This is a genomic window from Streptomyces sp. NPDC028331 (assembly GCF_055565775.1).
Genome location: NZ_JBVHTR010000009.1, coordinates 40,579 through 53,970, shown reverse-complemented (window position 1 = coordinate 53,970; position 13,392 = coordinate 40,579). Strand labels below are relative to the sequence as shown.

Below are 13,392 nucleotides of genomic sequence, written 5' to 3'. Positions count from 1 at the left end.
GGCGTGCCCGCCCGGGCGTTCGGGACGACCCCATTCCCCAGGACACCGGCCTTTTCCCAGGACGCCGCTCCTCCCCCCAGGAGACCGCAGGACACCGTTCTTCCTCTAGGAGACCGCGCAGATGACCACTTCCCTCACCCGTCTCTTCCACGACGACTTCGCCCAGGGCCTGCGCACCCGTGATCCGCTGCTGCGCCCCGACGCGCCCTGGACCCTGCGTCCCACCCCGTCCCTGCCGGAGGGCGACGGCACGACCCGCACGGTCGACGGAGCGCTGATCGTCGAACCCACGGCCGCTGACCCCGTCACCGGTGCTCCGCTGTTCGCACTGCCGCCCGCCGGCGAGTCGGTGCACCACGTGCGGTGGGCGGCCTTCACGTCGTCCTCCGGGCTGGACGGCGGTACGGTCACCACGGCCGCGACGCTGTCGGCGGAGGTCTTCCACGCCGACCGTCACCCCGACGCGGCGGCCGGTGCCGGCGGCCCGGGCCCCCATCCGCTGTGCGGGTCCGCGGCGCTCGTCATCATCGACCGGGACTCCGGCCTGGCCCTCAATTTCGCGCTGACCAACGACCACTTGTGGGCGATGTACGGGGTGATCCCCGCCGACGACGGACGCGGCATCTTCGCCTACGCGATACCGCTCGCCCCCCGCGCTCCCCACGACGTCCATCACTGCGCGGTGGCCGTGGACGCCGCCGGCACCGCCCGCTGGCTGCTGGACGGTACCGAGGTCTTCGCCGTCGCGGAACTGGGACGGCCCCTGCCCGACGGGGTCCGGCCCGACACGCTGCGGCCCGGCCCCTTCAAGGCGGCACGACCGACGGCACTCACCCCCGGCCTGGTGCTGATCGCGGAACCGCCCTGCGGGCAGGGCGTCAGGCTGGCCGTGCGCGAACTGACCGTGACGCGAGGCGCCCCGTGCTGATCCGTGACACCGCCGGCTTCGAGCGGTGGTTCGCCGCACGGGCCTCGGCCCACACCTACCGGGTCGAGCAGGTGCCGTTGGACGAACTCGACGGCTGGTACACCGATCCCTTGACGGGCAACCTCCACCACCGCACCGGCCGGTTCTTCACCGTCGAGGGACTGCGGACCAGGGCCACGGAGCCCGACGAGCGGAACTGGGCCCAGCCGATCATCCGGCAGCCGGAGATCGGCCTGCTGGGGATTCTGGTCCAGCGCCACGACGGGGTGCCGCACCTGCTGCTGCAGGCCAAGATGGAACCCGGGAACATCAACACCGTGCAGCTCTCGCCGACGGTCCAGGCGACGTTCAGCAACTACACCCGGGTGCACCGCGGTTCGGCGGTGCGCTACCTGGACCACTTCCTGCGCCCGCGGCCGGGCACCGTACTGCACGACGCGCTGCAGAGCGAACAGGGCTCGTGGTTCCTCGGCAAGCGCAACCGCAACATCATCGTCGAACTGCCGCCCGGCCGGACCGTCGACGTGCACGACGACTTCTGCTGGGTCCCCCAGCATGTGCTGGCGGACCTGCTGCGGAAACCGCACCTGGTCAACATGGACACCCGGACCGTCCTGGCGGGCCTGCCCCAGGGCGACGGGCCCGCGCCCCGGGCGGGCAGGCCCCTGCACTCCTCCGCCGAGCTGCTGCACTACGTCACCCGCTCCAAGCTGCGGCACCGTTCCGAGCGGCACGGCATCCCGTTGCACAAGGTGGACGGCTGGCACCGGGACAACGGTGAGGTCCGCCGGGAGGACGGACGCTTCTTCCGCATCATCGGCGTCGACGTCACCGCGGGCAGCCGAGAGGTCACCTCCTGGGCGCAACCGATGCTCGCGCCCAGCGGACCGGGCGTCGTCGCCTTTCTCAGCAAGGAGATCGACGGACTGCGTCACCTGCTGGTCCAGGCCCGTTCCGAGGCCGGCACGCTCGACATCTGCGAACTGGCACCCACCGTGCAGTGCGCGCCCGGCAACCTGCCCGTCTCCGGCCCCCGCCCGCCCTATCTGGACACGGTGCTGGCAGCGCCCCCGGAGCGGGTGCTGTTCGACACCGTCCACTCCGAGGAGGGCGGCCGTTTCCACCATGCCGCCAACCGGTACCTGGTGGTGGACGGCGCCGACCTTCCGCTCGACGTGCCGGAGACCCACATGTGGCTCAGCGTGGACCAGCTCACCCGTGCGGCGCGGCTGGGCGGCATGGTCAACGTGGAGGCCCGGACCCTGCTCGCCTGCGTCCACACACTCCCCGGTCACCACCGGGCGGGCGCGGCGTGACGGCCCGACGGCGACCGGAACCGGGCGGGAACCGGGAGCGCGGCGAACGGCCCCTGCGCATGGGGGTCATCGGCTGTGCGGACATCGCCGTGCGCCGCATGCTGCCCGCCTTCGCCGCCTGTCCGGACACCGAGCTGACGGCGGTGGCCAGCCGGGATCCATCCCGTGCGGAGACCACCGCACGACCCTACGGATGCGCGGCGGTGACCGGCTACCGGTCCCTGCTGGAACGTGACGACGTCGACGCCGTGTACGTTCCGCTGCCGCTCGCCCTGCACGCCGAGTGGACGCGGCGGGCGCTGCTGGCCGGCAAGCACGTACTCGTGGAGAAGCCGCTCTCCGGCCGGCACCGTTCCACCGCCGGGCTGCTGGCCCTCGCCCGGGAGCGTGCCCTGGTACTGGCCGAGAACTACCTGTTCGTCCACCACCCCGCCTATACGACGGTCGCGGACCTGCTGGCCGACGGCGTGATCGGCGAACCGCGGGCCCTCACCGCGACGTTCACCATTCCGCCGCGGCCCGCCGGGGACATTCGCTACCGGGCCGACCTCGAAGGCGGCGCGCTGCTCGACATCGGTGTGTACCCCCTCCGCCTCGCCACGCTCCTGCTCGGCCAGGACCTGCACGTCCGGGGCGCCGTACTGCGCCACGACCGGTCGGTCGGCGTGGACGTCGGCGGATCGACGCTGCTGCTGCGGGCGGGTGACGGGGTGACCGCGCAGCTCACGTTCGGCATGGAGCACGAGTACACCGCCCGCTGGGAGTTGCTCGGAAGCCGGGGGCGACTGGCCCTGGACCGCGCCTACTCGCCCCCACCCGGCCATCGTCCGCTGCTCCGGCTGGAGCGCGCCGGTCAGGTGGAGGAGCGGCTGCTGCCCGCCCAGGACCAGGCCGTGGCCGCCGTCACGGCGTTCGCGCGGGCGGCACGGCGCCCGCTGTCGGACGAACCCGCCCGCGCCGGACAGTCGCTCCGCCAAGCCCTGCTCGCCGACGGCGTCCGCGCTGCGGCCGAGGTCGTCGAGGTCTGAGGCGGCCTGAGGCCCGATGCGCGCACAGCGACCTGCCCACCACTCGACCCGCCCACCACTCGACTTGTCCACCACTCGTCACGAGGAGCTGACCAGGATGCCCCACACCAGTACCACCGCCCCGGCCGCCGTGGTGACCGCCGCCGCGGACGCCGCCCGGATCGCCGCCGAGCAGGCGCAGCGGTCCGAGCGGGAACGGCGTCTTGGCACGGAGGTCGTCCGTGCGCTGATGTCGGCGGGCTTCGCCCGGCACTTCGTACCGGCGCGGCACGGCGGAGACGCGGGCACCTTCGAGGACGTCGTCCAGGCGGTCGACCTGGTCGGGACGGGCTGCCCGTCCGCGGCCTGGGCGGCCTCCCTGACGGCGTCGTTGGGCCGGATAGCCGCGTACCTGCCCGAAACGGGCCAGAAGCGCCTGTGGGCGACGGGACCGGACGTGCTGATCGTGGGCGGCCTGATGCCGCTCGGCCGTATTCGGCGGGAGGGTGACGGCTGGCGGCTGAGCGGCACCTGGCCGTATGTCAGCCTGGTCGACCATTCCGACTGGGCGCTGGTGTGTGCGGTGCCCACGGACGAGCGGTCGGGCGCGCGTTTCCTCGCGATTCCGCGCAGCGCCTACCGGATCGAGGACACCTGGGCTCCGGTGGGTATGCGGGCCACCGGCAGCAACACCCTGGTGGCGGAGGACGTCCTGGTACCGGACGACATGACCTTTTCCCGCGACGCGGTCACCGAAGGGGCCGCCCCCGACGCCGAGGCGCCCTGCCACCGGGTCCCGCTGAAGGCCGTCAACGGCCTGTGCTTCGCCGCCCCCGTGGTCGGTGCCGCCCACGGTGCCCTGGCCGCCTGGGGTGAGGAGGCCGCGTCACGTCTCACGTCGGCCTCGTCCGGCCTGGACGGCCGCGCCGCGGTGGCGCTGGGCGACGCGGCGGCCCACGCGGACACCGCCCGCCTGCTGCTGGTCCACGCGGCCCGCACCGCCGACCGGGCTGCCCTGACTCCTCTCGACGTGGCCCGCAACGGCCGGGACTGCGCCTATGCCACCCGCCTCGCCGTGGCGGCGGTGGACCGTGTGTTCGCCGCCGCGGGCACCCGGGCCCACCAGGACTCCGCCGTACTGCAGCGGTACTGGCGCGACGTCCACTCGGCGGCCAGCCACATCGTGCTGGACCAGGAGACCAACGCGGACGCGTACGGACGGCAGTTGCTGGCCAACTGATCCGCACCGTCCCGGAGACCGGGCGTGCGGGGGTGGCAGCGCCGGGGCCGAGCGGCCGGGGCCGGCGAGCCGGGGACCGCGCGCGCGGGGCTCGAGCGGCAGGGGGCCGAGCCGCAGGGGGCCGAGCCGCAGGGGGCCGAGCGGCCGGATATCAGTCCGCGTCCGTCCGGATCGTGCAGGGCCGGGACGGCCGCGTGGCCGCCGGTGTGTCCTGGGGGGCGGCGGCACGGCCGTCCGCCGGGTTCTCCGGCCGCAGCAGGATTCGCGGCCCCGGCCCCTCGTTGCCGAGCCGGTCGTACGGATTGGTGAGCGGGCAGGCGCTCACCGACAGGCAGCCGCAGCCGATGCAGTCCTCCAGGCCGTCGCGCAGCGCCACCAGTTCTTCGATGCGCCGGTCGAGGTCGGCCCGCCAGCGCCGGGACATCCGGGCCCAGTCCTCCCTGCTCGGCGTGCGGCCGTCGGGCAGTTCGGCGAGGGCCGCGGCGATCGCGTCCAGCGGCATGCCGACCCGCTGGGCGACCCGGATCACGGCGATCCGGCGGAGCGTGTCCCGGGTGTACCGGCGCTGGTTGCCCCCCGTGCGCCGGGAACGGATCAGCCCCTTGGACTCGTAGAAGTGCAGGGCCGAGACCGCCACCCCACTGCGGGCCGAGACCTGTCCCACGGTGAGTTCGGTGACGTCGTGGGAGACACGGGACACGGCCATGTCAGCGCACCTCCAGCGCGTCGACCAGTTCCGCGACCGTGGGCACACCCTTCGAGACCGGTACGCCCTCCACGAAGACGGCCGGCACCCCGGTGACGCCGCGCTCCGCCGCCAGCCGCTCGTCGTGGCGGACGTCGGCGGCGTGCGCGTCACCGTCCAGCACCTCGCGGGCCGCCTCCGGATCGAGTCCGGCCTCCGTCGCGAGGCGGAGCAGTACGGCACGGTCGGCCACGTTCAGATGCTCGGTGAGGTACCCGCGGAACAGCCGGTCCGCCACCGGGCCCGCCACACCGAGGGCGGCGGCACGGTGCAACAGCCGATGCGCGTCGAAGGAGTTGACGGGACGCACCCCGTCGAGCCGGATGTCGAGACCTTCGTCCGCGCCCAGTGAGTGAATGCGCTGGAAGAGTTCCCCGGTCCGCTCGGTGCTCAGGCCGTAGCGCCGCTCCATCATGGCGCCGAGCGTGGCCCCGGGAACGCGGGGCTGTTCGGGGCGCAGCTCGAAGCTCCGCCACACCAGCTCGACCTCGTGCTCCACGCCCGGGGCCGCCAGCGCCCGGTCCAGCCTGGCCTTGCCGATGTAGCACCAGGGGCACATGATGTCCAACCACATCTCGACCTTCACCGCTCCTCCTTCCGCACCGGTTCATCATGCAACCTCAACTTCCCTTGAGGTCAACGTCCGCCAGGACGGAGGGGGAAGCGGGGCGGGCGTCCGGCGACGCCCGCCCCCGGTCAGACCGCGCCGGCGAGCCGGAACTCGGCGTGCCGGCGGTACCAGGCGACGACCTCCGGCAGCCCCCGGTCCAGCGACCAGCGCGGTGCATAGCCCAGCTCTTCGCGGATCTTCGTGTCGTCGATCGCGTAGCGCAGATCGTGGCCCTTGCGGTCCTCGACGTGGCGGACCAGGTCCCACCGCGCGCCCAGCAGGTTGAGCAGCCGCGCGGTCATCTCCCGGTTGCTCAGGGCCTCACCGCCCCCCACGTTGTAGACCTCGCCCGCGCGGCCCCGGGTCAGGACCGCGTGCAGCGCCCGGCAGTGGTCCTCCACGTGCAGCCATTCGCGCACATTGCGTCCGTCCCCGTACAGCGGGACGGGTTCCCCGGCGAGGATGCGGGAGACGAAGTGCGGAATGAGTTTCTCCGGGTGCTGGTGGGATCCGTAGTTGTTGGAACAGCGGGTGATGCGCACGTCCAGGCCGTAGGTGCGGTGGTAGGCGCGGGCCAGCAGGTCGCCGGACGCCTTCGAGGCCGCGTAGGGCGAGTTCGGCAGCAGCGGGCTGTCCTCGGTCCATCTGCCGGTGCGGATCGAGCCGTACACCTCGTCGGTGGAGACGTACAGGAAACGGTCGGTGCCGTGGCGCACGGCGGCGTCCAGCAGTCGCTGGGTGCCGACCACGTTGGTGCGCACGAAGGTGCCGGGGCCGGTCAGTGACCGGTCCACGTGCGACTCGGCCGCGAAGTGGACCACCGCGTCGTGACCGGGCACGATCCGGTCCAGCAGATCCCGGTCGCACACGTCGCCGGGCACGAAACGCAGTCGGGGATGCGCGGCGGGCAGATTGTCGCGGCGCCCCGCGTAGGTGAGCAGGTCCAGCACCGTCACGTTCGTCCCCGCCGAACCGGGCAGCGCGCCGCTCAGCAGGCCCCGTACGTAGTGCGACCCGATGAAACCGGCTCCGCCGGTGACCAGGATGTTCCGCATCAGGCGGCCACCTCCGCCTCGCAGTGGTCACCGATGATCAGCCGGCGCCCCGCGGACTCGGCCGTGCGCACCGCGGCCGAGCGGCCGATGAGCGAACCGGACAGGCCGCGCACCCCGTGGATCGACACCCCTTCGAGGACGATCGAGTCGCTGATCCCGGCCTCCTCCAGCACGCAGTCACGGCCGAGGGTGACATGCGGACCGACCGTGCTGCCGCTCACCCTGCTCCCGGCACCGACGACCACCGGTCCCGTCAGCAGCGAGCGGGTCACCACGGCACCCTCCTCGATGACCACGGGGCCTCGGAGGGTCGTCGCCCCGTCCACCGTGCCGCGCACCTCACCCTGGATCGCACCCAGCAGGACCCGGTTGCAGTCCAGCAGGTCGGCAGGGGATCCCGCGTCCTTCCAGTACCCGTCGTACTCCGTGCCGACGACGCGTCCGCCGGTGTGCAGGAGCCGGCCGATCGCGTCGGTGATCTCCAACTCGCCCCGGCCGCTGGGCGCGATGGAGCGCACCGCGGCGTGCACCGCGGACGTGAAGAAGTAGACGCCGATCACGGCGAGGTCGCTGCGGGGGTGCTGGGGTTTCTCCACCAGGGCCTGGATCCGGCCGTCGGGACCCAGCTCGGCCACTCCGTAGGCGCGCGGGTCCGCGACCTTGGCCAGCAGCAACTGGGCGGCGGGCCGCCGGCGCCGGAAGTCCGCGGCCGCCTCGGCGATCCCCTGGGCCAGCACGTTGTCGCCCAGGTACATCACGAAGTCGTCCGACCCCAGGAACTCCTCGGCGAGCAGGACGCAGTGCGCCAGACCGAGTGGCGCCTCCTGGCGCAGGTAGGTGATCTTCAGACCGAGCGCGGAGCCGTCGCCGACGACGGACCGGATGGCGTCCGCGTGCTCGCCGACGATGACGCCGACCTCGGTGATTCCGATGTCGCGGACGTTGTCCAGACAGTGCATCAGGATGGGCCTGCCCGCGACGGGCATCAACTGCTTCGGCATGGAGTGCGTGAGGGGACGCAGCCTGGTCCCCGTTCCGCCGGACAGAATAAGCGCCTTCATGGGAGCCTCTCACTCGCGCCTGTGTCCCGGGTTCGCTGTGAGCACGATCCTGGGCAGCGCCGCTCGAGGGACGGTCCACTACGGCTGGACTTCGTGCACCCGGCCGGGCTGCTCGAGTACCGCTCCAGAACGCCTTGACCCGCCCGGCCTACCGTCCCGGGCATGAGATTCCTGTTTGTCTCCGGAGGAAGTGCCGGCGCGGTGTTCCCCATCACGCCTTTGGCGCAGGCTGCCCGCAACGCGGGCCACGAGGTGATCGTCGGAGCGACCGAGAACGTGATGCCGCTCGTCGCCGCGACGAGCCTTCCGGGTGTTCCCCTGACCCCTCGCACCATGTTCGACTTCATGCAGCGGGACCGCCACGGCAACACGATGAGCATTCCCGCGGACCCCCACGAACGGAATCTGTTCAACGGCAGGGGCATGGCCCGTCTCGCCCTCGGCAGCATGGAAGGCCTCGTACCGCTGATCGAGAGCTGGAGGCCGGACGTACTGGTGGGTGGATCCCTGTCCTACGCCACGCCGATGCTGGCCCACCGGTACGGGCTGCCCTGGGTGCGGCACGCCCTGAACATGGGTGAGCCGTCCATCATCGACCTGTCCGCGGCGGCCGAACTGGCGCCGGAGCTCGAGGAGATGGGCCTGTCCGCCCTCCCGGCTCCGGACATCGACGTGGAGTTGTGCCCGCCGTCGGTGCGCCGGCCGGACGCCGGTCCCGCCCAGTTCATGCAGTACGTGCCGTTCAACACCCAGCGGGCGCTGGAGCCGTGGATGTACACGCGCGGTGAGCGGCCGCGGGTGCTGGTCTCCGCGGGCAGCAGGATCTCCGCGGACTACGAGGCCGACGCGCTGTCGGCCCTCGTGGAGAAGGTGGCCGGCCTCGACGTGGAGCTGCTCATCGCCGCTCCGCAGGAGATGGCCGATGCCCTGGGGGACCTGCCGGACAATGTCCGGGCCGGCTGGTTGCCGCTCGACGTGGTCCTGCGGACGTGCGACCTCCTGGTGCACCGGGCGGGCGGCAACACCATGCTGCACGCCATCGTGTGCGGGGTGCCGCAGTTGGTGATCCCGGCCATGCCCAAGCAGGTCGGCATGTCCGCCCGGCTCGCCGACCACGGTGCCGCGATCATGCTCACGGCAGGCCAGGACGACGCTCCCGACGATGTGGCGAAGGCCTGCCGCGAGCTGCTCGACGACCCCTCCTACGCGGCGCGGACGCGGGAACTGGCGGCGGAGATCGCTTCCCTGCCGACTCCGCACGAGGTGACGACGGCCATCACGGAGATGGTGCGCGCCCGTAGGACGGCGTGACCGGGTCCCGGCCGGCGGATGAGCGAGGGCGGGGGCCGGGTGGCCGGCGATGCCGGCGGCCCGGCCCCCGCCCTTGTCCTGCGCAGGTCAGGCCTGCGGTCGCTGCTGGGGTACGAACAGCGACAGCAGGACGCCGAGGACCAGGAAGCAGCCGCTGACCAGGTAGACCTCGTCGATGGCGTTGGTCATGGCCTCCAGCAGGGGGCGGGCCAGCCGCTGATCGGCGTGCGCGAGGAACGAGGTGTCGTTCAGGTTCAGGCTGCCGTCGGCGCCCTTGAGCAGTATCTCGTTGGCGGGTTTCGACGCGACCGACGGGTCGTGGGCGGCGGCGGAGAACGCGGGGTCCGAGGCGGCGTCCCGGTAGGACCGCGCCACATGCCCGCTGACGGTGCCGAAGAACACCGCGAGGAACACCGAGGCGCCGGCCGTGGATCCGATCTGCCGGAAGAAGGTGTACGACGACATCGCGGCACCCATGTTCTGCGGCCCGGCGTTGCGCTGGATCGCCACGAGCATCACCTGCCAGGAGAAGCCCACCCCGACGCCCATCACCAGGGTCGCGACCCCGGTCTGCCACAGCCCGGTGCCCATCCGTGTCGCGCTCAGCCACCAGGAGGCCACCGCCATCAGGGCGACGCCCGTCGCGATGACGATCTTGTAGTTGCCCGTCTTGGCCACGTACGGTCCGGCGATCCGGCCGGAGACGACGATGCCGACGGTCTGCGGCAGCAGCATCAGTCCGGCCTGTGTCGGTGTCAGTCCCCGCACGATCTGCAGGTACATCGGCAGCACGGTCAGGACGCCGAACACACCCATGCCGACGATCACGTTGGCGCCGTTGATCAGGGTGAAGACCCGGTTGCGGAACAGGCTGAGCGGCAGCATCGCCGTCTCACCGGCCCGCCGCTCGGCGATCAGGAACAACGCCAGACCGACCGCGCCGACCGCGAACAGCGCCAGGGTGGTGCCGGAGCCCCATCCCCAGCCACGGCCCTGCTCGGCGGCGACGAGCAGCGGCACCACCCAGATCACCAGGGTGACGAGCCCGAGTACGTCGGTGCGCTTGCTGTCGACCTGCGGCTTGGGCAGCCGCAGCAGGCGGCCCACGATGGCCATGGCCGCCACGGCGATCGGGACGTTGATGAAGAACGCCCAGCGCCAGCCGGTCGCGCCGAGGAGGGTGTCCATGCCGGCGAACCAGCCGCCGACCACCGGGCCGACAACCGCCGAGACACCGAAGACGGCACCGAACCAGGCCTGGTACCGGGTGCGCTGCGGCATCGGCACCAGATCGGCGAGGATGGTGAACGCCAGACTCATCAGGCCGCCGGCGCCGACGCCCTGGACGGCGCGGGAGGCGATCAGTTGCCACATTTCCTGGCTCAGGCCGGCCAGAACGGAACCGGCCAGGAAGATGCCGACCGCGAGGAGATAGACGGGCCTGCGGCCGTGGACGTCGGATAACTTGCCGTACAACGCGGTGGATACGACGGAAGTGATCAGGTAAACAGTGGTCACCCAGACCTGCTGGGTCAGGCCGTGCAGGTCGTCGGTGATGGTCCGCATCGCCGTGGAGACCACGGTCTGGTCGAGTGAGGACAGGAACATCCCGAGCATCAGCCCGAAGAGGATGATCCCCGCGTTCGGTTTCGGCCCGGCGGCCGCTTCCGGTTGCGTGGGGGGCCTCGCGGTGTCGGTCATGAGTTCTGCTCCTTGGTGAATGCTCTTTCGGCCGGGGCGCCGCAGAGGACCACGCCACTGTGCAACCTCAATCGCACTTGAGGTCAAGCGCCGTCACCCGTTCCACCAGGAGTCCAGATGCTCTCCAGAGACTGCGGCGAGCGTGGTCGGCGCGGTCGGAAGGGTCCGGCCGGGCATCCCCCGGACAGAACGGCGGTGAGAGGCGTGGCAGTGGGGCCCGACACATTTCGCGACTTCTTCGGTTCAGTACCAACGGCCACCGCGGTGGTGACCACGACGGGCCCGGAAGGGGAGCCGCTCGGGTTCACCTGCAGCGCCTTCTGCGCGGTCTCCCTGGAGCCGGCCCTGCTGCTGGTCAGCGTCGACCAGCAGTCCCGCACGCTGCCCGCGGTGCTCGGCTCGAAGGCCTTCGCGCTCCACCTGCTGTCCGCGGCAGCCGGCGAGGAACTGGCGCGCTCCTTCGCCCGCCGGTCGGCGGGGAAGTTCGAGGCCGTGGCATGGCGGCCGGGCTACGCCCTGCCCCGCTGCCCCGTCCTCCTCGACGGGGTCCTGGGACACGCGGAGTGCACGCTGGAACGCAGCGTCCCGGCCGGTGACCACACGCTGCTCATCGGCCGCATGGAGCACGCCGGTCTGCGGGGGGCGGCCCCGTCGCTGCTGTACCAGCAGGGCGTCTTCACCCCCTGGGACGCGGCACGCGGGCGCAGCACGGTCGGCATGTGACGTCCGGCCCCCGGTCAGGCGTGGCAGGCGGGCAGTCCGCCGTGGAAGTCGACCATGCGCGCGAAGAGTTCGCCCATGTCCACCGGGGAGCCGCCCGCCGCGCCCTGCGCCTCGGCGTAGGCGCGGTACAGGTTGGGGACGACCCGCTCGGCATCGATCCAGGCCGCGTAGGACCCGAGGTCGGTGCGCCGGGCCAGCTCGACGGGTGACAGCCCCGCGGTGAGTCCGCGCAGGCTCACGTCCTGGAGCAGCCGTAGATAGCCCTCCACCTCGTCGAACACCGACGCGTCGGTGACGGGCCCGTGGCCGGGGACGACCACCGCCGGGTTCAGACCGCGCAGTGTGTCCAGGGCCGACAGGGTTCCGCGGAGCGAGCCCATCGGGACGAACGGGGTGACGCCGTTCATCACGACATCACCGGTGAACAGGACGCGCTCGGCCGGCAGCCACACCACCGTGTCGCTGCCCGTGTGGGCCGGGCCCACGTGTAGCAGTTCGACCGTCCGGTGCCCGACGTGCAGCGCCAGCCGCTGCGGAAAGGTCACCGCGGGCTCGACGACCTCCACCGGGCCCCAGTCCACGTCCGGCCAGAGCCGTGTCAGATGCAGCCCCGTCTCCCTCATCTCGGTGCGGGTCCCCTCCTGCGCGATGACCACCGCCTCCGGGAAGCGGCAGTTGCCGAACGTGTGGTCACCGTGGGAATGGGTGTTGACCAGCAGCCGCGGCGGAGCCTGAAGCACGGAGAGGACGGCGGTGCGCAGCGCCTCGGCCCGGCTGCTGGTGGCCGCCGTGTCCACGAGCAGACCGTGGCCGCCGCCGGTCACCAGACCGGCGTTGTTGAGGCACCACCCCCCGTCGGGCTGGACGTAGGCGAACACCCCGTCGGCGACCTCCAGCAACCGCGATCCGGTACCGGGTCGCTGCTCGGCCGTCTCGCTCGTCGACTCGATCACGCCGCCTCCTGGTCGTGGGTGACCAGACGCGACCGGGTGAGTACGCCGTCCTCGGTGACCTCCAGGACGTCGTGGACGACGCAACTGGGTGCGATCTCCGGCTTGCCTCCGGGGCGCACGGTGACGACCAGGGCGTAGACCGTGGACGACAGCGATCCGTCGGCGAGGGGCTTCAGCGCGATGTGATTGAACCAGTGGCGACGCTGCACGGGGTCGTTGTCGAACCGCTTGTGGAACTCCACGAGTTCGGCGACGATACCGGCCCGCCCGACGGCCGGCCGAGCCCCGGGCGAGTGCTGGAACGTACCGTCCTCGGTGAACGTGTCCGCGTAGTCGGCGAACCGGCCCGCGTCGAGGGCCTGCATCTGGTGGGCGTAGAAGTGCTGGACCTGGGCGTAGAGGTCCGTACGGACGGTCACGACGGTCACCGGTTCTCCTTCGGGGCGGTGGTCGGTTGGCGTCACCAGCCTGGCCGGGGGCGGTCGAGGTGCCCTGTAGTCCGGCTCGAGCCATTCACCGGTGGACCGGACGCCGGGGCGGACCGGCCCTTGACCTCAAGTCCGCTTGGGATTGCAGGATGGAGGCATGACCCCTGGACGGATGAAGCACGGGCGTCGCGTGCGTGGGGACGCGGAGGTGATCCGCTGCCGGGCGGACCGCGGGGGAGACGAGCGCGGCGGGGTCGACCCCATCGTCGACCCGGACGACGCCGCACGGCTCGGTGCACGGCTGCACCGCGGCG

At 72.0% G+C, this 13,392-nt stretch carries 13 protein-coding genes; 6 read left to right on the top strand and 7 right to left on the bottom strand.

What is annotated here, in order from left to right; translation table 11 throughout:
* Positions 1-121 precede the first annotated feature (121 nt).
* From ACZ4SW_RS15535 to ACZ4SW_RS15520, 4 genes are all read left to right on the top strand, one after another.
* The gene (locus tag ACZ4SW_RS15535) at positions 122-928 is read left to right on the top strand and encodes a DUF6081 family protein (protein WP_468242777.1); all 807 of its coding nucleotides are present in this window, start codon (positions 122-124) and stop codon (positions 926-928) included.
* Complete coding sequence (locus ACZ4SW_RS15530; protein ID WP_468242775.1) at positions 922-2,244, top strand: NDP-hexose 2,3-dehydratase family protein; 1,323 nt, start codon at positions 922-924, stop codon at positions 2,242-2,244. Before ACZ4SW_RS15535 ends, ACZ4SW_RS15530 begins: the two co-directional genes overlap by 7 nt.
* Complete coding sequence (locus tag ACZ4SW_RS15525; RefSeq protein WP_468242772.1) at positions 2,241-3,272, top strand: Gfo/Idh/MocA family protein; 1,032 nt, start codon at positions 2,241-2,243, stop codon at positions 3,270-3,272. Before ACZ4SW_RS15530 ends, ACZ4SW_RS15525 begins: the two co-directional genes overlap by 4 nt.
* A gap of 97 nt (positions 3,273-3,369) precedes the next feature.
* Positions 3,370-4,491: an acyl-CoA dehydrogenase family protein gene (locus ACZ4SW_RS15520; protein WP_468242770.1), complete on the top strand. Its 1,122-nt coding sequence runs from the start codon at positions 3,370-3,372 to the stop codon at positions 4,489-4,491.
* Between the two features lie 151 nt (positions 4,492-4,642).
* Here ACZ4SW_RS15520 and soxR read toward each other — a convergent pair whose 3' ends face one another.
* The 4 genes from soxR to ACZ4SW_RS15500 form a co-directional block, all read right to left on the bottom strand.
* Positions 4,643-5,191, bottom strand: coding sequence for a redox-sensitive transcriptional activator SoxR (soxR, locus tag ACZ4SW_RS15515; RefSeq protein WP_468243198.1), 549 nt, complete (start codon positions 5,189-5,191; stop codon positions 4,643-4,645).
* Between the two features lie 7 nt (positions 5,192-5,198).
* The gene (locus ACZ4SW_RS15510) at positions 5,199-5,822 is read right to left on the bottom strand and encodes a DsbA family oxidoreductase (RefSeq protein WP_468242767.1); all 624 of its coding nucleotides are present in this window, start codon (positions 5,820-5,822) and stop codon (positions 5,199-5,201) included.
* Between the two features lie 110 nt (positions 5,823-5,932).
* The gene (gene rfbB / locus ACZ4SW_RS15505; RefSeq protein WP_468242765.1) at positions 5,933-6,901 is read right to left on the bottom strand and encodes a dTDP-glucose 4,6-dehydratase; all 969 of its coding nucleotides are present in this window, start codon (positions 6,899-6,901) and stop codon (positions 5,933-5,935) included.
* Entirely contained in the window at positions 6,901-7,962 is a 1,062-nt protein-coding gene (locus tag ACZ4SW_RS15500; RefSeq protein WP_468242763.1) for a glucose-1-phosphate thymidylyltransferase, read from the bottom strand. Before ACZ4SW_RS15500 ends, rfbB begins: the two co-directional genes overlap by 1 nt.
* Positions 7,963-8,124: 162 nt before the next feature.
* Here ACZ4SW_RS15500 and ACZ4SW_RS15495 point away from each other — a divergent pair, with 162 nt between their 5' ends.
* Complete coding sequence (locus tag ACZ4SW_RS15495; protein WP_468242761.1) at positions 8,125-9,273, top strand: glycosyltransferase; 1,149 nt, start codon at positions 8,125-8,127, stop codon at positions 9,271-9,273.
* Positions 9,274-9,360: 87 nt separating this feature from the next.
* Here ACZ4SW_RS15495 and ACZ4SW_RS15490 read toward each other — a convergent pair whose 3' ends face one another.
* Positions 9,361-10,974, bottom strand: coding sequence for an MDR family MFS transporter (locus tag ACZ4SW_RS15490; protein WP_468242759.1), 1,614 nt, complete (start codon positions 10,972-10,974; stop codon positions 9,361-9,363).
* A 195-nt stretch (positions 10,975-11,169) separates the two neighbouring features.
* Between ACZ4SW_RS15490 and ACZ4SW_RS15485 the strand changes: the two genes are divergently transcribed.
* Positions 11,170-11,697 (top strand): flavin reductase family protein, encoded by a 528-nt coding sequence (locus ACZ4SW_RS15485; protein ID WP_468242757.1) that lies wholly within the window; start codon positions 11,170-11,172, stop codon positions 11,695-11,697.
* Between the two features lie 14 nt (positions 11,698-11,711).
* Here ACZ4SW_RS15485 and ACZ4SW_RS15480 read toward each other — a convergent pair whose 3' ends face one another.
* Together ACZ4SW_RS15480 and ACZ4SW_RS15475 are read right to left on the bottom strand one after the other, a co-directional pair.
* Positions 11,712-12,650, bottom strand: a complete 939-nt coding sequence (locus tag ACZ4SW_RS15480; RefSeq protein WP_468242755.1) for an MBL fold metallo-hydrolase — start codon at positions 12,648-12,650, stop codon at positions 11,712-11,714.
* Positions 12,647-13,078, bottom strand: coding sequence for a nuclear transport factor 2 family protein (locus ACZ4SW_RS15475; RefSeq protein WP_468242753.1), 432 nt, complete (start codon positions 13,076-13,078; stop codon positions 12,647-12,649). The genes ACZ4SW_RS15480 and ACZ4SW_RS15475 overlap by 4 nt, the downstream gene beginning before the upstream one ends.
* Between the last annotated feature and the right edge of the window lie 314 nt (positions 13,079-13,392).

Bases quoted from the DNA above. Each gene is read 5' to 3' on its own strand.
- ACZ4SW_RS15535 (WP_468242777.1), top strand. From the start codon at position 122: ATGACCACTTCCCTCACCCGTCTCTTCCACGACGACTTCGCCCAGGGC.
- rfbB (WP_468242765.1), bottom strand. From the start codon at position 6,901: ATGCGGAACATCCTGGTCACCGGCGGAGCCGGTTTCATCGGGTCGCAC.
- ACZ4SW_RS15500 (WP_468242763.1), bottom strand. From the start codon at position 7,962: ATGAAGGCGCTTATTCTGTCCGGCGGAACGGGGACCAGGCTGCGTCCC.
- ACZ4SW_RS15495 (WP_468242761.1), top strand. From the start codon at position 8,125: ATGAGATTCCTGTTTGTCTCCGGAGGAAGTGCCGGCGCGGTGTTCCCC.
- ACZ4SW_RS15520 (WP_468242770.1), top strand. From the start codon at position 3,370: ATGCCCCACACCAGTACCACCGCCCCGGCCGCCGTGGTGACCGCCGCC.
- ACZ4SW_RS15490 (WP_468242759.1), bottom strand. From the start codon at position 10,974: ATGACCGACACCGCGAGGCCCCCCACGCAACCGGAAGCGGCCGCCGGG.